The sequence below is a fragment of the Mesorhizobium sp. 10J20-29 genome, assembly GCF_054130485.1.
The window spans coordinates 2,170,015-2,190,279 of the sequence record NZ_CP199156.1 but is presented as its reverse complement, the minus strand read 5'-3'; the positions used below and the strand labels follow the sequence as shown (position 1 = coordinate 2,190,279).

Sequence of the window (20,265 nt, the reverse complement as noted above, 5' to 3'; positions counted from 1 at the left end):
ATGACTTCTGCCCCGAGACGCCGTTCCACCATCCGCCGGTTCATCGGCCTAGTCGCAGCGGCCGCCCTCGCTGGCTGCATGGCCATAGTGCACCCCGCCCTGGCGCAGGAGGCGCCGCAGTTCTTCCTTGACCTAGACACCGGCGGCCACCGCGCCTTCGTCAAGGACCTCGCTTTCACGCCCGACGGCGAACTGCTTGTCTCGGCTTCCGACGACAAGACCATACGCATCTGGGACTGGCAGACTGGCTTGTCGCTGCGTACCTTGCGCGGCAAGATCGGCCCCGGCAACGAGGGCAAGATATTCGGCATCGCCATCTCGCCTGACGGCAAGACCGTCGCCGCCGTCGGCTATTTCGGTCCGGGTCTCGGCGATAGCCCGCCCTATGGCGACGTCCGACTGTTCGATCTCGCTACCGGCAAGATCAAGGCCGTTCTGAAGGGTCTCGACTACGCCAACTACGACGTCGCCTTCTCGCCCGACGGAACGGTGATCGCTGCTGGCGGCCAGGACGGCATCGTCAAGCTGTGGCGCCAGGATGCGGCTGGCGAATCCGGCTGGTCCGATTTCGCCGCGCTCGACGCCGATTCCTACCGCATCAGCCAAGTAGGCTTTGCCGCTGGAGGCAACCGCCTCGTCGCCACGACGACCGACAACGGCATCCGCCTCTTCGACATGGCAACGCAGGCAGAGATCGAATTGCCGGAAGATGCCGAGCCGCTGCGCGACACCAGCGTCGTGTCGCTTGCGGTTTCCAGCGACGGCGCGCTGTTTGCAGTCGGCACGGCGAACGGCGAAGTCGAAATCCGCCGCGCGGATGACGGCACGCTTGTCCACGCACTGCCTCCACAGGACTATCTCGTCGGCGCGCTCTCCTTCACCGGCACGGGCGACCGCATCGTGCTGTCCTGCGGCTATGGTTGCCGCGACGAACACCGGTCGCAGGTCTGGCCGATCGACGGCGACGCGCCCGTGCTCGACTATCGCGGCCATGACGGCACGGTCTCGGCAAGCACCGTATCGCCCGACGGCGGCACCGTCGTTACCGCGGGCGGCACCCGCCACGTGATCCAGCTCTGGAACCCGCTGACCGGCGAGATGACGCGCGCCTTGCAGGGTCGCGGCCAGCCGGTGATGGCGGTCGGTGCCGACCCGAAGACGCTCGAGATCGCGTGGGGCAATGTCGATCCCTGCCCGGATCGCAATGCCTGCCCCGAGGCGCTCGGAGAGCTCTCCATGCGGCTCGGCCTGCCGTCGCTGGAGCGATACTTCGAACAGCCCGAGCCGCTTGCCGGGGGCGCGGAACGCTACCGCCGCGCCGTCCTCGCCACCGGCGACTGGGCGCTGAAGGCGGCGGCTGGCGGCAGCTACGACCTCGACAACGCGATCCTCGAAATCGCGCGGGCCGGCGAAATGCAGCACCGCATCGAAAACGACGCCACCAATGGCTACCTGCACAGCGCCTTCACGCTCTTCGACAGCGGGGCCAACCTGGTCACCGGCGGCAATGACGGCACGCTGATCGAGTACGGTGCGGAGAGTGGCGACTTCGCCGGCGAATTCCGCGGCGGGCATACAGGCGAGATCCACGCCATGGCCGCGCTCGACAGGGCGGGTCTGCTGGTCACCGGCAGCGCCGACCAGACGCTGCGGCTCTGGAACCTCCGGACGCGCGAACTGATCGTCTCGATCTACGCCGACGACACCGACTGGGTCGCCTGGATGCCGCAGGGCTACTACTACGCTTCCGACAATGGCGACGAGCGCTTCGGCTGGCAGGTCAATCAGGGCCAGGACAAGGAAGGCCGCTTCGTCCGCGCCGGGCAATTGAAGACCTTCCTGTGGAGCCCCGAAATGGTGCGCCGCGCCATCATCCTGAAGAGTTCGAGCGCGGCTGTCGCCGAGATGCGCCCGGGCGCGGAGCGGCAGCTGGAGCGCCTGCTCGAGCGCAGGCCGCCCGAGTTCGACATCAAGCTCGCCGCAGACCAGTCGGGCGTGCGCGACGGCTATGTGGCGATCGAGATCATCGGCGCCGAGGAAGCCGAGACCGACGTCGCCACCTTCTCGATCCTGTCCAACAGCCGCAATGTCGGCGACCTGACCTCCCGCTCGGTGAACGGTGGCGGCAAGACGACGATCATCGAGGTGCCGATCCAGGAAGGCCAGAACGAGATCCGCATCACTGGCACCAATGCCGCCGGTTACCTGACCGAGCGCAGCGTGGCCGCGCTCGGCAAGAAGAAGCGCGCAGCCGAAAGGAAGGGCAAGCTCTACGCCGTGGTCATCGGCGTCGAGAAGTACCCGTTCCTGAAGGAAGAGTGCAGCGGGCGGCCCTGCGATCTCAGCTACACGGTCGACGACGCCACCGCGCTCCTACACGTTCTGGAGCGCAACTCCGCGCCGCTCTTCACCGGCATGGAATCGCTGGTCATCGTCAACCAGGATTCGCTCGAGGAAACCTCGGAAGGTGCTGTCCGCCTCGCCGCTCTCGACGACGTTCTGGAACCCGACGCCGACACGATCAGCGACGAACTGACCGACTTCCTCGACCTGCCGGGACCGGACGACACGACCATCGTCTTCGTTGCCGGCCACGGCATCAACATCGGCGAGGACTACTACTTCATCCCGACGGACGGGCGGAAGCAGGATGCCGATCGCTGGAAACGGTCTTCGCTCGTGGAGTGGTCCGACATCCAGAAGGCGGTGGAGCGCGCCGAGGGCGTGCGCTTCATGATGCTCGACACCTGCCATGCCGGCAACGCCTTCAACCCTCGCCTCGAAAAGGACGCTGCAGACGCCCGCATCGTCGTCTTCTCGGCGACAGCTGCCAACAACACGGCGCTCGAAATGGCCGAGCTCGGCCACGGCGTCTTCACCTACACGCTGCTCAAGGGACTGGAGGGCGAGGCAAAGACCTCGGAGGACGGCGTCACGCTGTTCGGCCTCGCCGACTATGTCGGGCGCGAGGTGGCGACCCTGACCGATTCCCGGCAGAAGCCCTTCTACTACGCCGGCGGCGTCGAGAACCTGCTGATGGCAAAGCCGTGAGCCGGCAAATTTCTCCGGTGCTCAAACGGCTCGGACTTGCAGCAGCCAGGCGGCTCCCGGCGCTGATGGCAGCACTGGCAGTGCTGGTCTCGCTCGGCGTCGGCAGCCGGGCTGCCGAGCCTGCATGCCCGCCAGCCGGCGGTGATTACCCGCGCCTCTACAGTGACCGGTCGTTGTTCGACAAGGCAATCGCCGAGATCGCCTCCTACGAACCCTCCAACGAGCGTCTCACCGGCATCACTTCGCCGCATCATCTGCTGGCCAGCCACCTCGTCGCTCTAGGCTTTCGCGCCGCATCCGGCTTCCGCTACAAGCGCATCATCCTGCTCGCACCGGACCACTTCTTCCGGTCGGGCAAACCCTTCGCCACCACAACACATGGCTTTGACACCGCGACGGGCCGCGTCGCTACCGACGCCGCGGCGGTGAGACAGTTGCTCGATGGCAGGGACTTTATCGAGGAGTCCTGCCTGTTCGACAAGGAGCACGGCGTGCGCGCGCTGCTGCCCTTCCTGCACCATTATTTCCCGGAGGCGTCGGTCATCCCCGTCGCCATCTCGATCAAGACCCGCCGCGCCGACTGGGAGCGCATGGCCGAGACGCTGGCGCCGCTCGTCGACGGCGAAACGCTGATCGTCCAGTCGACCGACTTCTCGCACTACCTGCCGCACCACGAGGCACGCCGCTTCGACCAGCAGACGCTGAATATAATCGCGTCGGGCTCGCTCGACGCGATTGCCGGCCTGCGCCAGCCGGACCACGCCGACTCCGCCGGCGCGCTCTACATCCAGACGGCATTGCAGCGCCGCTTGTTCGGCGCGGCGCCCCTGGTCGTCGCCAACGAAAACATGCAGCAATATTCGGCCGGCCATATCGAGGAGACGACGAGTTACCTGGTCATCCTGTTCGGTCGTTTCGGCCCGGGCTTCAACAATCCGGCCGAGGGCAAGGAACGCTTCTACTACCTCGCAGGCGACACCATGTTCGGCCGCGCCATGACGCGCTTCCTGCTCGACGAGCGCCACAGCGAAAGTGTGGAGAACGAAATTCTGGCGCTGACGAAGTCGCGGCCGCTGGTCGTCAATCTCGAGGGCGTACTCTTGCCCAACGTGCCGGAGGCGCTCGAGCACATGACGCTCGGCATGCCGGCGGAGCTTGCCGTCGACTGGCTGAAGCGGTTGAACGTCGCTGGCGTCGGCCTTGCCAACAACCATTCCATGGACCTTGGCGACGCGGGCTATGCAGAGACGCTCGGAGCGCTGAAGCAGGCTGGCATTTCCGCTTTCGGCCAGGGCGAGGCGCTGGAACTGCCCCGCCTCGACATCGTCGGCCTGACCGACATCGGCAGGAACGGCACCGACGCGCTCGACCTGATCGACCCCCCGCTGCTTGACCGCCTGGTGCGGCCCGATGCTCTGAGGCCCGTCGTCGCCTTCGTCCACTGGGGCAGCGAGTACGTCGCCGCGCCAGGTCCTCGCGAAAGAATGCTCACCGACGAGATGCGGCTGCGCGCCGTCTCGGCCATCGTTGGCGCCCACCCGCATGTCGCAAGCGGTTCGCTCAACGCGCTCGGCGGCGGCGACACGCTGGAACTCTATTCGCTCGGCAACTTCCTGTTCGACCAGACCGCCGAGCGGTCGTCCGGTTCGCTGCTCGAGATCCGTGTCTTCGAGCAGGGGACCTTCTTTGCGCGGCTCATCCCGCTCCCAGCTTTCTACGACACGCCGGGCTAGGCGAGCGCCTCAGCAACCGGGAATGGCGTCGTCCGACAGGGTGCAGACAGGAGGCTCCATGCCGGGCTGAAAATTGGAATCTCGCGGCCGCATGAAGAAGAAGCTGACCGGCTTGCTCTTTCGCACGCTGCCGTCGGCGAATGTCGCGGCAACGCTGAACTGGTGGAACGACGACATTCGCGGTTCGGCCGCAAGTTTCAGACGTGCCACGTGTCGCGTGAGCTTCCTGTTTCCCCGCACCGGCAACTCAATGGTGTAGTTCTGCTTGCCGACGGGAAAGTTCACGTCCTGGTAGCGCAACGCTTCCGGCGCCTGGTTATAACCTGCGCCGCACTCGGCCTGGTTCGGGGTCTCGATCACCGCCAGCGAGAACTCGGCGCGGAACTGCTCCGATGCCGGATAGACATTGCCGGCATCGTCGGCCCAGCTGTAATCGAAGGTGCCCACAGCCGTCGTCGTCAGGAACTGGTCTCCCGACACAAAGTCGGCAAGCTCGCCGAAACCGACCTCGTTGAAGACCTGGCTACGGCAGACGTTTATGGCCTCGATGGACTGGCAGGAGAAGCGACCCTGCTCCAGCTTTCGCGTGTCAACGCCAGCCTCGTCAAAGATGTTGCGGATGCCGACGTCGGTTCCCTGGTCGAAGCTGCCGACCGCGTGGCTGTAACTGCGGCTCGCCGGGCTGCCCTCGTCCTGTCCGGTGAACTGGAAGTTCATCGTCAAGTCGCGCACGTCGCCCCAGCCATGGTTCTTGATCGAGAAGGACGGTCTGAAGCCGTTACACCCGCGATGGGGGACGATTGACAGCATCGGCTTGCGGTAGGCCTCGCTGTTGGCGACCTGCAGCTCCAGCCTGTCGAGATCGACACGCTTTCCATCGGTCGAGCCCATCTCGACTTCGACATAGGCTGGCGCATCGAGGTCGCGGTCTTCGAACATCCATTCGCTCTCGTGGATCACCCCGGTGCCGTTCCAGAAATTGTTCATCTCCTCGTTGACGGGGTAGACGGCGATGTCCTCCTCGCGCACGAGGTGCTGGTAGGCGAGGACGTCGTTTTCGCTGGCCTGCTGCGTCATGCGCGGCTCGATCGCAACCGATATCTCCACCCTGCCGGCGTCGCCGCCCGACTGCGCCTTCATGAGCCCGCCAAGCGTCGCGTCGGCGAAGATCTCCGGCCTGCCGCTCTCCAGCCCCATGGTCCAGCGCGAGATGTAGGTCGCGCCTCCGGCTAGCCTGGTCTCGCCTTCGCCATGCCTGACACCATGCGCGAAAGTGCCTGTGTAGATGCTGCCGTTCGTCTCGGCCAGACGGCCCTCGCCATGTGGACGGCCTTCGGAAAACTCGCCCTCGTAGCGGTTGCCCGCGGCATCGACATGGACGCCCCTACCGCTGAGGAGGCCGGCAGCGAAATGGCCCTCGAACAGTTCGCCCGAGCGAAACTGCAGCCGGCCCTCGCCATCAGGACGGCCGTCCTTCATCTCACCGACATAAGTGCTGTAGATGGTGTTGGGATCGTAGCTCGCCGATCCGCGCACGCGCCAGACGAGCTTGCCTTTGCCGGTCACGCTACCGTCTGCAGCAAGCGAGTCGGGTTCAGCCGGTTCCCAGACGAAGTCGAGGTTCTTTTCTGGTTCGCTGTCCCAGACGCGCACCGCGCGGCGGACGACCGTTCCTTCGTCCTTCTGGTAGATGACCTGGACGCGCTCGGCCCATGCGCCGGCCGGTGTTGCACTCTCGGCAATTGCCGGCGCGCCCGACAGGCCAGCCAGAACGACAGCTACAACCCCAATCCCGAATTTCATGACAGTGCCCCCGACCTTCGGCCCCCACAGCCAACCTTACGCAAAGGTAGACAGGGGTCGGAATTCAGTCAAATCGTTGAACGGATAGGCTTGTCCGTCGTCCCTAGCAGCCTCCGACACTCGACAGGGTGCAGACCGGCGGCTCCATGCCCGGCTGGAATTTCGACAGCCGGGGCTGCACGTAATAGAGGTTCACCGGCTTGCTCTTGCGAATGCTTCCGTCTGTGAAATGCGCCGCTACGCTGAACTGGTGGAACGACGACATGGCGGGCTCGGCACCGAGCTTCATGCGTGAGATGTAGCTCGAAATGCTGCGGTTGCCGCGCACCGGGATGTCAATGCTGTAGTCCTTTTTGCCGACCGGCAGGTGTACTTCCTGGTAGCGCAGCGCTTCAGGCGCCATGGGCGCTAGGTCGCCGCATTCCGCCTCGATCGGATATTCGATCACCGCCAGCGAGATGTCGACGCGGAACTTCTCGCTGGCGTCGTAGACCGTGCCGCTGTCGTCGGCCCATTTATAATCGAGAGTCCCCGCCAGATTGGTGTAGATCTGGTCGTTTCCCTCCACGTAGTCCGCGATGTCGCCGAAACCGGCATCGTTGAAGACCTGACTTCTGCAAACATCGACCGCTTCGCGCGACGGACAGGTATAGCGGGCCTTCGCCAGCTTCCCCGTCTCGACGCCGACCTCGTCGAAGATGTCCTTGATGGCGACATCGATGCCCTCGTCGAACGAGCCGACGACACGCGAGAAGGCGCGGCTTCTGGGAATGTCATCCTTCTCGGTCGTGAACTGCAGCGTCATCTTCATGTCGCGCACATCGCCCCAGCCGTAGTTCTTGATCGAGAAAGACGGGCGAAAGCCCGTGCATCCCTGGTGTGAAATCGTCGCCAGCATCGGCTTGCGGTAGGCCTCGCTGTTGTCGACCGCAAGTTCGAGCCGGTCCAGCTTCACCTTGGAGCCATCGCGCGTGCGCACGCCCACCTCGACATAGGCGGATGCATCCCAGTCCCGGTTGTCGAACATCCAGCTGTCCGTCCAGATCTGGCCGCTGCCGTTCCACAGGCCGTTGATCCTATCGTCGATGGGGTAGATCGCGATCGACTGGTCCTGCACGAGGTGCTGGTAGGCCATGACCCCACTGTCGCTGGCGCGCTGCGTCATGCGCGGCTCGATCGCCACGGCAATCTCGGCCTTGCCGGCATCGCCACCCGACTGTGTCTTCAGCAGCCCGCCCAGCGTCGCGTCGGCGACTACTTCCGGTCGGCCACTCTCGAGACCCATCGTCCAGCGCGAGACATAGGTAGCACCGCCGGCCAACTGTGACGTTCCCTCGCCGTGCTTCAGCCCGTTCGCGAAGGAGCCGGTGTAGATTGTGCCCGTGGTCTCGGCGAGGCGACCCTCGCCATGCGGGCGGCCGGCGATGAACCCGCCCTCGTAGCGGTTGCCTGCCGTGTCGACATGCAGGCCCTTGCCCTCCAGCCGGCCGGCAACGAAATGGCCTTCGAAGAGTTCGCCGGAGCGGAACTGCAGCCGGCCCTGGCCGTCGAGCCGCCCGTCCTTCAGGCCGCCGACATAGGTGCTGTAGATCGTATCCGGGTCATAGCTCGCCGAGCCGCGCACGCGCCAGACGAGCTTGCCCCTGCCGTTCACCGTGCCGTCGGCGGCGAGCGTTCCGTCTTCGGCAGGCTCCCAGACGAAGTCGAGGTTCTTTTCGGGCTCGCTGTCCCAGACGCGCACGACGTGGCGCTCCACCGTTCCCTTGTCCTTGACGTAGAGGACCTGAACGCGCTCGGCCCACGCGCCGTCCGGCGCTGCGCGCTCGGCATATGCCGACGAGATGAAAAAACCTGCCAGCAAGACTGCGACAAACCCGATCCTGCACTGCATGCCCAAACCCCGTTTCTCCCGGCCCCCAAAGCCGGCCTTCCGCAAAGGTATGCAGACGATCTTGTCCAGTCAAATCAGCATGTTGATAAGCAAAGGGAGCCGGCAACATGTGCTGTCGCCGGCCCCCTTCAAACGCTGATGATCGCGCCGATTCAGCCTTACTTCCAGAGGCTGTTGATCCAGGCGACGTAGCTGGCGTTCAGGCGCACAGCGGTGTTCGCCGACGGGCTTTCCGCAATGTTCACACCGACGACGACGCGCTGTTTGGAGCCTGAATCGTAGGCGTAGACAGAGCTGCCGCTGGAACCCGGATAGGTGTCGCAATCATACGAGAAGTTGATCGCGCCGACCTGCTCGGCCATCACTTCGCATGTCGCGCGCCACATCAGTGCCGGCGGCTCCTTGTCGCCGGGATAGCCGACGATATTGGCGGTGAAATCGCCGAGCCCATCGTAATTGGCATAGCCGAGCCAGCCGAGGCTGTCGCCGATCGGCTCTGACAGCGTGATGATGCCGAGATCCCACGGCACGACCGAGCCATAGTAGCCCTGGTAGTTGGTGATGAAGCCTTCAAGGATGCTCATCGATTCCGCGGCAACCGCTCCGAAGGGAGCATCGCCGAAACCGTTGAGGCCCGGCGCGAAAAGCACGTCGGTCAGCCATTCCTGGTGCTCGACGCTGTAGACGCAATGCGCTGCCGTCAGCACGGTGCGCGGCCCGATCAACGTACCCGAGCAGCTGCCTACGCCACTCTTCGACTTGGCCTCTATGTAGCCGAACACCTTGAAAGGATAAACCTTGGTATTGGCGACCTGCACGCGGTCGTCCGTGCCGAAAACCTGCCTGTTGGCCTCTTCGCCTTCGCTGAAAGCTGGGTCCTCGGACTTCTCGATGTCGCTGGTACCCTTGCCCTCTTCCGCGCCCAGTTCCTTCAGAACCAGCCCGCGGACCTCTTCGCTCGGTGCCGAGCGCGTGACATTGCCGTCCGCCGACCGCGTCACGACGGTCAACGCCTCGACGGCCTTTTCCTCGTCGAGCATCGGCGCGGCGCGCGATTCTTCGCCGGCTTCGATCTTCGGCGGAGCACTCGGTGTTTCGCCCTGGAGCTGGTGATCGGTCGCCGGAGAACCGCGCGACTCTTCCCCTGTCCCCGGGCTGGCGGAACCCATTTCCGCGAAGGCGGGGGCTGCCCAGACGCCCGCCGACACGACAGTCGACAATGCAATAAGCTTAGCAAGTTTCTTCATAGTGAGACTCTCCCAAAGTCAGCAAGGGCCGGATGAGATAAGTGGAATCATGTCGATATTTTGGTCATCGCGGATTCCCGCCCGGCCACCCCCCGGCGGCATCGGCCCCATGTTCACCCGCGATTCCCCGGAAAACCCGACCCTGCGTCAACCAGAACACACTGCCCAAATAAATCCAAGATTGAAAACGACAATTTTCTATCTCTTGGCCCGTGGGGGGCTTTAGATAATGCGGTGCGCCCGGGCTTGGGTCGAGCGCCGGCGGAATGGTTTGTCTCAGGAGGTCAACTTGATTTTTGTGAATTCGAAACTGCCGCTGGCAGCTGCGGCGCTGGTCGTCGTCACGGCTGGAATGGGCGGCATCGCTCCGGCCAGTGGCGCTGAGATGCGGCCGGAACTGTCGCCGATGAGCCGCGTCACCGCGGCGCGTGCCGAAGCAGCGAAGTCCGACGACGGGTCGAACGATCGCGTCTTTGGCGGCAACGAGGCCGATCCCGGCGAATGGCCCTTCCAGGTTGCGCTGCTGTCCAGCAGCATGCTCGATGACAGCGTTGCCTCGCAGGCCAATGCGCAGTTCTGCGGCGGCAGCCTGATCGCACCGCAATGGGTTCTGACGGCGGCGCATTGCGTGACCGATGGCGGCATGACGGTCAGCCCCGACACCATGGTCGTGCTGACCGGGGCGACGAGCCTCGAGGACGGCAGCCGCTTCATGGTCGCCGAGGTGGTGCGGCACGAGGGCTACGACGAAACGACGCTCGACAACGACATCGCGCTGATCAAGCTCGCAGAGCCGGCCGACGCACCGACCGTGAAGCTGGTCGAGGCGCGAGGCGACGACAAGGGCAAGGTTCGCGTCACCGGCTGGGGCCGCATGGACGACGGCAACTTCCCGATGACACTGATGGAGGCTGAACTCGACCTCGAACCGATCTCGGCCTGCAACGAGGGCATCCGGGCGATCTACGCCAGAGACCTCGAGCTCATCCTGCGCAATTTCGCGCCGCGCATGCTCTACTCCGAGACGGGTATCACCAGCGCGACCAAGTCGATCGTCGACACGATGAGCGACCGGCTTACCGACAACATGATCTGCGCCGGCACCACGACCGGCGTGCGTGACGCCTGCAACGGCGACAGCGGCGGCCCGCTCTTTGTCGAGAAGCCTGACGGCGCTGTCCAGATCGGTATTGTCAGCTGGGGCGAAGGCCCGATGGATGCAGCCGCCGCCTGCGGCCACGCCAATGCCTATGGCGTCTACACACGGGTCGCCAACTACAAGGACTGGATCGCCGGAAAAACCGGGATGTAACGACCTCTTTCAGCCGCGGGCGTCTGCCCCGCGGCTGAAATCCGCCATTCTGGAATCACGACGGCTGGTAGGCAAAATGGTCGAAGTCGGCGGAGCACGCCGTGCCGCTGGTGTCGAATGCGGCCATGCCGACAAAGGCGCCGGTGAAGGAGCCATGCTCGCCGCGCCCGCCTTCGTCCGAAATGACGCTGGCGTCGAGGACGGGTCCAACGGGCTTCCAGTCGTCACCGTTGCGATAGCTGAACTGCAGCGATGCACCGTCAATCTCGGCCGCCAGCCCGACGGGTTCATTGCCGGGAAGCGGGATCGGCGTCTCCAGCGGGAATGTGAGCCTCGCATCCGGCCAGTCGCCCGGGCAACTCATGATCATTAGCACCCGGCCGAGTCTGACGTCGTGCGTCAGTGCCAGGAAATGCAGCTTGTGCCGGTTGTAGTAGTGCACCAGGCCGGCCGCCTGCTGGAACGTCTCGGGCCGGAAGTCGAGTTCCGTCTCGATGCGCAGCGAAAAATGTTGCTGCCGACGCGCGACCAGCGCCTGCTCGAAGAAGCTGCCCAGCGATTCCCGCGCATGCAGCCTGAGGAAGCCCGACCGCTCCGACAGCGAGAAGATGCGCTCGGGATAAGGCGTGCGCAGCCACTGGAAATCGAGCGGCAGAGCCTGCCCGTCGAAATCATAGCGCGTTGCACCGTCCTGCGGCTCGGCCTGCGCGCCCTGCGGCGCCGGAACCTCGACATCGGGCACCCTGCCGCCCTGCGTCAGCCGCAGCCAGCCATCGTCCGTCCAGACGACTTTCTGGATCGCAGTCTCGCGGCCGAGCGGCGAGCGCCGCGTGCCCAGCAGCGGCCGCGAACAGAGATGCGTGTGGTAGAATTCGCCGTCCGGCGTCTCGACGATCTGGCCGTGCCCGGCGCGCTGAAGCACTGCTTCGGGCGCATCCTTCGAGGTGATCAGATGGGTTTCCGGATCGAGTTCGTAGGGGCCGTCGATCGACCGCGAGCGCGCCATGGTCACCGCATGGCCGTAGCCAGTGCCGCCCTCGGCAGTTGTCAGGTAGTACCAGCCATTGCGCTTGAAGAGATGCGGCCCCTCGACCAGGCCGTGCGGGCTGCCCGCGAAGATGTTCTTTACCGGGCCGACTAGCCTGCCCGCCGCCGCATCGTATTCCTGCAAAAGAATGCCGGCAAAGGAAGGATGCTTCGGCTGGCCGCCGACGCCGCTGGAGACATGGTTCCACAGCATGTTGAGGAACCATTTTCTACCGTCATCGTCGTGGAAGAGCGACGGATCGAACCCCGACGAATTGACGTAGACGGGATCCGACCAGGGACCCTCGATCGAAGGCGCCGTCACGATGTAGTTGTGCGTGTCCTTGAAGCTGCCGTCGAGCCGCTTCACGTCCGTATAAACCAGCCAGAACAGCCCGTCGGCGTGAGACAGGCAGGGCGCCCAGATGCCGCCTGAATCCGGGTTGCCGCGCATGTCGAGCTGGCTTGCCCGCTCGAGCGGCCGCTTGACCATCCGCCAGTTCACAAGGTCCCTGGAGTGGTGAAGCTGGACGCCCGGATACCATTCGAAGGTCGAGGTGGCGATGTAGTAGTCCGAGCCTACCCGGCAGATTGACGGGTCGGGATTGAAGCCGGTCAGCACCGGGTTGGAAATGCCTGTCATTGTTCCCCCGCTTGCCGACCGGCCGGCTTGCCTAGCGTGCCGGCCCTTCACGCTCGGCCGACTTTGCCCAGAGATTAATGTTGGCGTCATGCGCGTGGCGGTCGATCTCGGCCAGCTCGCTGTCGCTGAAATCCGGATTCTTCAGAGCTCCGACGCAATCCTCGACCTGCTCGGGCCGGCTGGCGCCGATCAGTGCCGTTGTCACGCGGCCGCCGCGCAGCACCCAGGCCAGCGCCATTTGTGCCAGTGTCTGGCCACGCTTCTCGGCGATCGCGTTGAGCGAGCGGATATTGCCAAGCGTCGCCTCGTTCAGGAAATTCTCCTTCAGCGACTTGCCCTGCGTGGCGCGGCTGCCTTCCGGCACGCCATTGAGGTATTTCGACGTCAGCATACCCTGCGCCAGCGGCGAGAAGACGATCGAGCCGAGGCCCAGCCCTTCCAGCGTGTCGAGCAGACCGTCCTCCTCGACCCAGCGGTTGAGCATGGAGTAGCTCGGCTGGTGGATGATGAAGGGCGTGCCGAGCGAACGCAGGATATCGGCGGCTTCGCGCGTGCGCTGCGAGTTATAGGACGAGATGCCGACATAGAGCGCCTTGCCGGCGCGCACCGCGCTGTCCAGCGCGCCCATCGTCTCCTCAAGCGGCGTGTCGGGGTCGTAGCGGTGCGAATAGAAGATGTCGACATAGTCGAGGCCCATGCGCTTCAGGCTCTGGTCGAGGCTCGACAGAAGATACTTGCGACTGCCCCATTCGCCGTAGGGCCCGGGCCACATGCCGTAGCCCGCCTTGGTGGCAATGACCATCTCGTCGCGGTAGCCGGCAAAATCGGTGCGCAGGATCTCGCCGAACGCTGCTTCGGCCGAACCGGGCCGCGGCCCGTAATTGTTGGCAAGGTCGAAATGCGTGATGCCGAGATCGAAAGCCTTCTGGCAGATCGCCCGCTTGGTCGCATGCGGCGTATCCTCGCCAAAATTGTGCCACAGGCCGAGCGAGATGGCGGGCAGCTTCAGGCCCGATCGTCCGCAGCGATTGTAGGTCATCGCGTCATAGCGATTGTCGGCTGGTTGCCAGCTCATGATCGTGTCTCCCGGTTGGGTCTGTCTGTTTGTCTGTTCAGCCGGCCGCGCCGCTTCCCCAGGGGCCGTGGTGCGCGCCGCCGGCGTCGATGCGCTCGAAACCGTGCGCGCCGAAGAAGTCGCGTTGCGCCTGAATGAGGTTCGAGGTGCCGCGGCCGAGCCGGTAGCTATCGAAATAGGCGAGCGCGGAAGACAGTGCCGGCGTCGGCAGGCCTGCCTCGGCGGCGCGCGCCACGATGCGCCGCAGCGCCGGATTGGCCTCCTTCATCATCTGGACGAAATCTGGCGCCATCAAAAGGTTCGCTACCGGCCCGGCGTTAAAGGCCGTAGCGATGGTGTCGAGAAATTGAGAGCGGATGATGCATCCGGCGCGCCAGATTTTTGCGATCGTCGGCAGCGGCAGGTTCCAGTCGAACTCCTCCGAGGCAGCAGACATCACTGCAAAGCCCTGCGCGTAGGCAGCAATTTTGCCGGCAAACAGTGCAAGCTCGAGATCCGCCAGAATGGCATCCCTGTTGCCCGAAACCGGCGAGACGCCCATGCCGTAAGCCTTCTCGGCTGCCACCCGCTCGTCCTTCAGCGACGAGATCACGCGGGCGGCCACCGCCGCCTCGATCGCCGTCGCCGGGATTCCGAGTTGCTGCGCCTCGATGGCCGACCATTTGCCGGTGCCCTTCTGGCCGGCGCGGTCGAGGATCATGTCGACCATCGGCTTGCCGGTCTTCGGATCGTCGGCGGCAAGCACGGACGCCGTGATCTCGATCAGGTAGGAATTCAGACGCCCCTTGTTCCATGTGGCGAAAACTGACGCGATTTCCTTCGGGCCCATGCCCAGCCCGTCGCGCAGAACGCCATAAATCTCGGCGATCATCTGCATGTCGGCATATTCGATGCCGTTGTGAATGGTCTTGACGAAATGGCCGGCACCGTCGGTTCCGAGCCAGGCGACGCAGGGCTCGCCCTCATACTTGGCCGAAATAGCAATCAGAACCTTCTCGACACGCTTCCATGACGCTTCGGTGCCGCCGACCATGATCGAAGGCCCGTGGCGCGCGCCCTCCTCGCCGCCGGAGACGCCCATTCCGATGAAGGTCAGGCCGGAATTCTCGAGGTCCTTGAAGCGGCGCATCGTGTCATGGAAATTCGCGTTGCCGGCATCGATGACGATGTCGTTTTCCGACAGCACGCCGCGCAGGTGCGCGATCTGCTCGTCAACTGCCTGGCCGGCCTGCACCATGATGATGACGGGGCGTGGCGGACGGATCGCGGCGGCAAGGTCCTCGATCGTCTCGCAGGGCACAACCATGTCCTGCAGGCTGCCGGCCTGGGCGTGGAATTCGCCGGTCCGCGACGTCGTGCGGTTGAAAACCGCGATGCGGTGGCCGTTCTCGGCAATGTTAAGCGCCAGGTTCGATCCCATCACGCCAAGGCCGATCAATCCGATTTCCGCTTCCGCCATCGTTTCATCCCAATTCAAGTGCGCCGGCCCGGCGATTGACGCCGGCAGGGCGCCGGCGCGCGCGATGTTTGCCGCGCGCTGGCGGCTTCGTCAACACACCGGTTCCCGATTGGCACGCCGGGTGCAGGCGCTCAGCCGGTCCGGCGCTTGCGCCCGTAAAGCTCCAGCCGGTGGTGCACAATGTCGTAGCCCAGCGCGAGCGCGATCTCGTTTTGCAACTGCTCGATGCGGTCCGACTTAAACTCGATGACGTCGCCCGATTCGATATCGATAAGGTGATCGTGATGATCGCCGGTGGCATGCTCGAAGCGAGACGGGCCACCCTCGAAAGCGTGCCTGTGAATGGCGCCGAGATCACCCAGAAGCTTCATCGTCCGGTAGACCGTGGACAGCGAAATCGAGCTGTCGACCGCGACCGCGCGGCGAAAAATCTCCAACGCGTCCGGATGGTCTTCAGTCTCCGACAGGATACCCAGGATGATGCGCCGCGGGCGGGTGATTCTCACGCCGCGCCGGCGCAATTCCTTTTCGTAGTCCACTCTTCGCACTGCCTGCCGTTTCATTGCCTGACTATGCGCCAGATGACAGTCAGTTGCAAAGAAATGACGTCACGCCTGGGGAGTTCAACCGCCGCTGATAGCCGTTAGCACGAAAACCTCGCAGCCCGGCGACAGCGGCGTCTCAAGCCGCGCCCTTTCGCCGTCGATGAAGATGTTGATGTGGCGGCGTACCGCCGGCGTCGAATCGCAGAGCCGGTCGCGCATGCCCGGAAACAGTTCGTCGAGCCGGTCCACCATCTCGTCAACACTCGCGGCCTGCACCTCGAGGCGTCGCGGCGCGCCGGGAAAGAGGTCGACCAGAACCCCCGGCAGCCTGACGACTACCGTCCTCGGCGGCCGGTTGTGACCCGGCCGCGGTGAAGTGCCGTCCATTTCAGGCATCGACGACCAGCGTCTCGACAGAGGAGATCGCCGGCAGATGCGCCGCCACCTCGATCCAGCTCTCGCCTTCGTCGGCGCTTGCGAACAGGGCACCGCCGCCGGTGCCAAAATAGACGCCCGCCGGCTCCAGCCGGTCTGTCGCCATGGCCTGGCGCAGCACGCCAAAATAGGCGTTTTCCTGCGGCAGGCCTTCGCGCATCGCCTGCCATGTCGAACCGCCGTCACGCGTGCGCCAGACCGCCGCCTTGGCGTCAGGCATGTAACGACCGGCGGAATCGCCATTCAGCGGTACGAGGAAGAGCGTCGAGGGATCGCGCGGATGCGCCGCCGCCGGGAAGCCGAAAGTGGAGGGCAGGCCGGATTCGATGCTCTCCCAGCTCCTGCCACCGTCCTTGCTGCGGTACATACCGCAATGGTTCTGCTGGTACATCGTGTCGGGCTCGCCAGGCGCCATCACCAGGCAATGCACGCATTGGCCGAATTCCGGGTAGTTCTGGCCTTCCGGAAAGAAGTCGGCGCGCGTGCCCCTGTTGCGCGGCTCCCAGGTCGCGCCGCCATCGGCAGTGTGAAACACGCCGGCGGCCGAAATGCCGACCCAGACCTGGCCTTCGTCCTCGGGGTGCAGCACCAGCGAATGCAGGATCAGACCCGCGCCGCCAGGGTTCCAGTGCGGCCGCGATGGATGTTTCTGCAGCCCGTCGAGATGCTGCCAGGTTTTTCCGTTGTCGTCGCTCCTGAACAGGCCGGCCGGCTGAACGCCGGCATAGAGCGCGCCATCGCGCGCCGCCAGGCTCCACACCGCCTTGATCGGTTCAACACCGGCCTCATAGGCAAGCCCCTCGCTCGAATGGCTCCATGTCTCGCCCAGATCGTCGGATTTCCAGACTGCGGGACCGAACCATTCATTGCCGCCCCCGCCATAGATCGTGCCGGTCGCCGGGTCGGCCATGACGTGGTTCATCGGCCAGGTCTCGCAATAGGGACCGCGCAGCTTCCAGTCCCTGCGCGCCTCATCGCTCTCGGCGATGAACGTGCCCTTCTTGGTACCCAGGAGAACGAGAATTTTCCTTGCCATCACCACCTCCACAAGCATGACCGGCAGGCCCCGCAACGGCTGGTCCGGATGCGCGAGAGCGCCCAGAACCTAGGCCGAAATCCGGTTCCTGTCGATGCAAGGACGGTCGGCAACGTGGCGCGCCTACACGCGAAGCGGATTTTTTGGAGTCCGCATCTCGGCGTATCCGGGTCGAAGCCTTGTTCTCTCGTCAGGCCGCCTGAACCGCATTCTGCGCGCGAGCGAAGGATCGGCCATCGGCGTCGAAGATGTGCAGCGTGTCGGCATCGGCGGTCACCTTCATCTTGGTGTTACGCTTGACCTCTGCATTACCGGGCAGCTTCACCACCAGTGGCTGGTCGGCGATGCCAATGTCGAGATAGACCATCTGCACCTCGCCGAGCTGCTCGACATAGTCGACGCGCCCCTCGAACAGCGCGCCATCGCCGGTCGCCACGCGCAGATCCTCCGGTCGAACGCCAAAGCTGATCTTGGCGCCCGCCGCGTCGGCAGGGGTGGCCACCGGGACATCGGTCTTGCGGCCACCGACCTGAGCGATAAGCGTCTGGTCCCCGGCCTTGTCGATCGTCGCCGGCACGATGTTCATCGCTGGCGAACCGATGAACTGCGCCACGAACAGGTTGCCCGGGTGGTGATACAGTTCCATCGGCGTGCCGACCTGCTCGATGCGCCCGTCCTTCAGCACCACGATGCGGTCGGCCAGCGTCATCGCCTCGACCTGGTCGTGCGTGACGTAGATCATCGTTGTCGCCGCCATGCTCTCCTTCAGCTTGGCGATCTCGATGCGGGTGGCGACGCGCAGCGCCGCGTCGAGGTTCGACAGCGGTTCGTCGAACAGGAAGACCTTGGGATTGCGCACGATGGCGCGGCCAATGGCCACGCGCTGTCGCTGGCCGCCCGACATCGCCTTGGGCAGGCGGTCGAGATAGTTGGTCAGCTGCAGGATTTCCGCGGCCTGGCGCACCCGTCGGTCGATTTCCGACTTCTCCTCGCGCGCGATCTTCATGCCGAAGGCCATGTTGTCGTAGACCGTCATGTGCGGGTAGAGCGCGTAAGACTGGAACACCATGGCGATGCCACGCTTCGATGGCGGCACGTCGTTGACCACCTCGCCCGCGATCTTCAGCTCGCCCGAGGTGATCTCCTCAAGCCCGGCGATCGTCCTCAGAAGCGTCGACTTTCCGCAACCGGACGGGCCGACGAAGACGATGAACTCGCCCGATTTTATGTCGAGGTCGATGCCGTGCAGGATCTTCAGATTGCCATAGGACTTCTTGATTTGCCTGAGGCTGAGATCGGCCATGTGGTTTCCTCCCGAAAAACCTGATTTCCCGCAGTTCAGGCGATGCGCCCGAACCACGCCTGGTAGCTGTTCAGTCTGATCGTCCTGCCCTCGAGACCGCCGGCAAAGCCGTGTCCCGACAACGGCTGGACCGCGTCTCCCTCGCCGAGGTCGATCTCGGTCGGCTGGTCGCCGAGATTGAAGGCGCAGACCAGCTGTTCATTGCCCTCGCGCCGCGTGAAGGCGATGGCGTCGCCCTTGGCCGCGAGGAACTCGATGTCACCCTTGGCGAGCGCCGGGTGGGCGCGGCGAAAGTCGAGAAAGCGGCGGTAATGCTCCAGCAGCGAATGCGGATCGCCTTCCTGCCGGTTGACCGCCAGCGGTCGATGGTCGGCGGCAACCGGCAGCCAGGGACGGCCCGTCGAGAAGCCGGCATTGGTCTCGGCCTCCTCCCACACCATCGGCGTGCGGCAGCCGTCGCGGCCCTTGAACTCGGGCCAGAAGCGAATGCCGTAGGGGTCGCGCAGGTCGTCGAAATTGAGATCTGCCTCGCCGAGCCCGAGTTCCTCGCCCTGGTAGAGGCAGACCGAGCCGCGCAGCGACATCAGCAGCGCCGAGATCACCTTGAGATAGGCGGTGCGGTCGCTCTCGCCCTGCGCCCAGCGCGAGGCGTGGCGCATCACGTCGTGGTTGGAGTAGGCCCAGCACGACCAGCCGTCCTCGGCGACCCGGCCAAAGGATTCCAGCACTGCGCGGACACGTTCAGCGCTCAGCTTTTCCGGCGCCAGGAAGTCGAAGGAATAGCACATCTGCACCCGGTTATCGCCGGCGGTGTAGGCGGCGACGACTTCCAGGCCACGCTGCGCATCACCGACCTCGCCGACAGCGGCGGCCGCCGGATACTCGTCGAGGAGAGCGCGAAAGCGTTCGAGGAAGGCGACGTTCTCGGGGCGGCTCTTGTCGTAAATGTGGTCCTGGTAGTTGTAAGGATTGACCGAGGGCGCGGTCTGGTCGTTGCGCTCGGCCACCGGAAGCGCAGGATTGTTCTCCAGGCCCTGGCTGTGAAAGTAGAAGTTGATGGTGTCGAGCCTGAAGCCGTCGACGCCGCGGTCGAGCCAGAAGCGCGTCACCTCCAGCAGCGCGTCCTGCACCTCCCTGTTGTGGAAGTTGAGGTCCGGCTGCTCGGCGAGAAAATTGTGCAGATAGTATTGCTGGCGGCGTGTGTCCCACTGCCAGGCCGAGCCGCCGAAGATCGACAGCCAGTTGTTTGGTGGCGTGCCGTCCGGGCTGGCATTGGCCCAGACATACCAGTCAGCCTTCGGGTTATCGCGGCTCGACCGGCTCTCGGCGAACCAGGGGTGCTCGTCGGCGGTGTGCGACAGCACCTCGTCGATCATCACCCGCAGCCCCAGCCGGTGCGCCTCGGCGACCAGCGAATCGAAGTCGTCGAGCGTGCCGAACATCGGATCGACGTCGCAATAGTCCGAGACGTCGTAGCCGAAATCCTTCATTGGCGACTTGAAGAAGGGCGAAATCCAGATCGCATCGGCGCCAAGACCGGCAATATAGGGCAGTCGCTGGATGATGCCGGCAAGGTCGCCGATGCCGTCGCCGTTGGAGTCCTGGTAGCTACGCGGGTAGATCTGGTAGATCACCGCGCCGCGCCACCAGTCTCGGTCGGCGGCGAGCGCCGGCGCCTGTGCGGGCATCGATACTGCAGGCATCGC

General features: G+C 64.5%; 14 protein-coding genes. 3 read left to right on the top strand and 11 right to left on the bottom strand.

The window, feature by feature from the left end:
- Both ACT2BZ_RS10470 and amrB read left to right on the top strand, forming a co-directional pair.
- Window positions 1-3,051 (top strand): WD40 domain-containing protein, encoded by a 3,051-nt coding sequence (locus ACT2BZ_RS10470; RefSeq protein WP_457940905.1) that lies wholly within the window; start codon window positions 1-3, stop codon window positions 3,049-3,051.
- Between the two features lie 65 nt (window positions 3,052-3,116).
- Complete coding sequence (amrB, locus tag ACT2BZ_RS10465; protein WP_457940904.1) at window positions 3,117-4,784, top strand: AmmeMemoRadiSam system protein B; 1,668 nt, start codon at window positions 3,117-3,119, stop codon at window positions 4,782-4,784.
- A 9-nt stretch (window positions 4,785-4,793) separates the two neighbouring features.
- Here the strand turns inward: amrB and ACT2BZ_RS10460 are convergent, their stop codons facing one another.
- The 3 genes from ACT2BZ_RS10460 to ACT2BZ_RS10450 form a co-directional block, all read right to left on the bottom strand.
- Window positions 4,794-6,587: an MORN repeat-containing protein gene (locus ACT2BZ_RS10460; protein ID WP_457940903.1), complete on the bottom strand. Its 1,794-nt coding sequence runs from the start codon at window positions 6,585-6,587 to the stop codon at window positions 4,794-4,796.
- 103 nt (window positions 6,588-6,690) lie between these two features.
- Entirely contained in the window at window positions 6,691-8,448 is a 1,758-nt protein-coding gene (locus tag ACT2BZ_RS10455) for an MORN repeat-containing protein (protein WP_457940902.1), read from the bottom strand.
- 188 nt (window positions 8,449-8,636) lie between these two features.
- The gene (locus ACT2BZ_RS10450; protein ID WP_457940901.1) at window positions 8,637-9,725 is read right to left on the bottom strand and encodes a trypsin-like serine peptidase; all 1,089 of its coding nucleotides are present in this window, start codon (window positions 9,723-9,725) and stop codon (window positions 8,637-8,639) included.
- A 298-nt stretch (window positions 9,726-10,023) separates the two neighbouring features.
- On the opposite strand from ACT2BZ_RS10450, the gene ACT2BZ_RS10445 reads away from it, so the two are divergent.
- Complete coding sequence (locus ACT2BZ_RS10445; RefSeq protein ID WP_457941269.1) at window positions 10,024-11,037, top strand: serine protease; 1,014 nt, start codon at window positions 10,024-10,026, stop codon at window positions 11,035-11,037.
- 55 nt (window positions 11,038-11,092) lie between these two features.
- On the opposite strand, the gene ACT2BZ_RS10440 is transcribed toward ACT2BZ_RS10445, so the two are convergent.
- The 8 genes from ACT2BZ_RS10440 to bglA form a co-directional block, all read right to left on the bottom strand.
- Window positions 11,093-12,706, bottom strand: coding sequence for a glycoside hydrolase family 43 protein (locus ACT2BZ_RS10440; protein ID WP_457940900.1), 1,614 nt, complete (start codon window positions 12,704-12,706; stop codon window positions 11,093-11,095).
- A gap of 31 nt (window positions 12,707-12,737) precedes the next feature.
- Window positions 12,738-13,781, bottom strand: a complete 1,044-nt coding sequence (mgrA, locus tag ACT2BZ_RS10435; RefSeq protein WP_457940899.1) for an L-glyceraldehyde 3-phosphate reductase — start codon at window positions 13,779-13,781, stop codon at window positions 12,738-12,740.
- A 37-nt stretch (window positions 13,782-13,818) separates the two neighbouring features.
- Window positions 13,819-15,240, bottom strand: coding sequence for an NADP-dependent phosphogluconate dehydrogenase (gndA, locus tag ACT2BZ_RS10430; protein WP_457940897.1), 1,422 nt, complete (start codon window positions 15,238-15,240; stop codon window positions 13,819-13,821).
- A 131-nt stretch (window positions 15,241-15,371) separates the two neighbouring features.
- Window positions 15,372-15,803, bottom strand: a complete 432-nt coding sequence (locus tag ACT2BZ_RS10425) for a Fur family transcriptional regulator (protein ID WP_457940896.1) — start codon at window positions 15,801-15,803, stop codon at window positions 15,372-15,374.
- A gap of 60 nt (window positions 15,804-15,863) precedes the next feature.
- Window positions 15,864-16,172, bottom strand: coding sequence for a MoaD/ThiS family protein (locus ACT2BZ_RS10420; RefSeq protein ID WP_457940895.1), 309 nt, complete (start codon window positions 16,170-16,172; stop codon window positions 15,864-15,866).
- 1 nt (window position 16,173) lies between these two features.
- A complete protein-coding gene (locus ACT2BZ_RS10415) occupies window positions 16,174-17,256 on the bottom strand; it encodes a WD40/YVTN/BNR-like repeat-containing protein (protein ID WP_457940893.1) in 1,083 nt (360 codons plus the stop codon).
- 190 nt (window positions 17,257-17,446) lie between these two features.
- Window positions 17,447-18,559, bottom strand: coding sequence for an ABC transporter ATP-binding protein (locus ACT2BZ_RS10410; RefSeq protein ID WP_457940891.1), 1,113 nt, complete (start codon window positions 18,557-18,559; stop codon window positions 17,447-17,449).
- Window positions 18,560-18,594: 35 nt separating this feature from the next.
- Window positions 18,595-20,262: a beta-galactosidase BglA gene (bglA, locus tag ACT2BZ_RS10405; protein WP_457940890.1), complete on the bottom strand. Its 1,668-nt coding sequence runs from the start codon at window positions 20,260-20,262 to the stop codon at window positions 18,595-18,597.
- Window positions 20,263-20,265 lie beyond the last annotated feature (3 nt).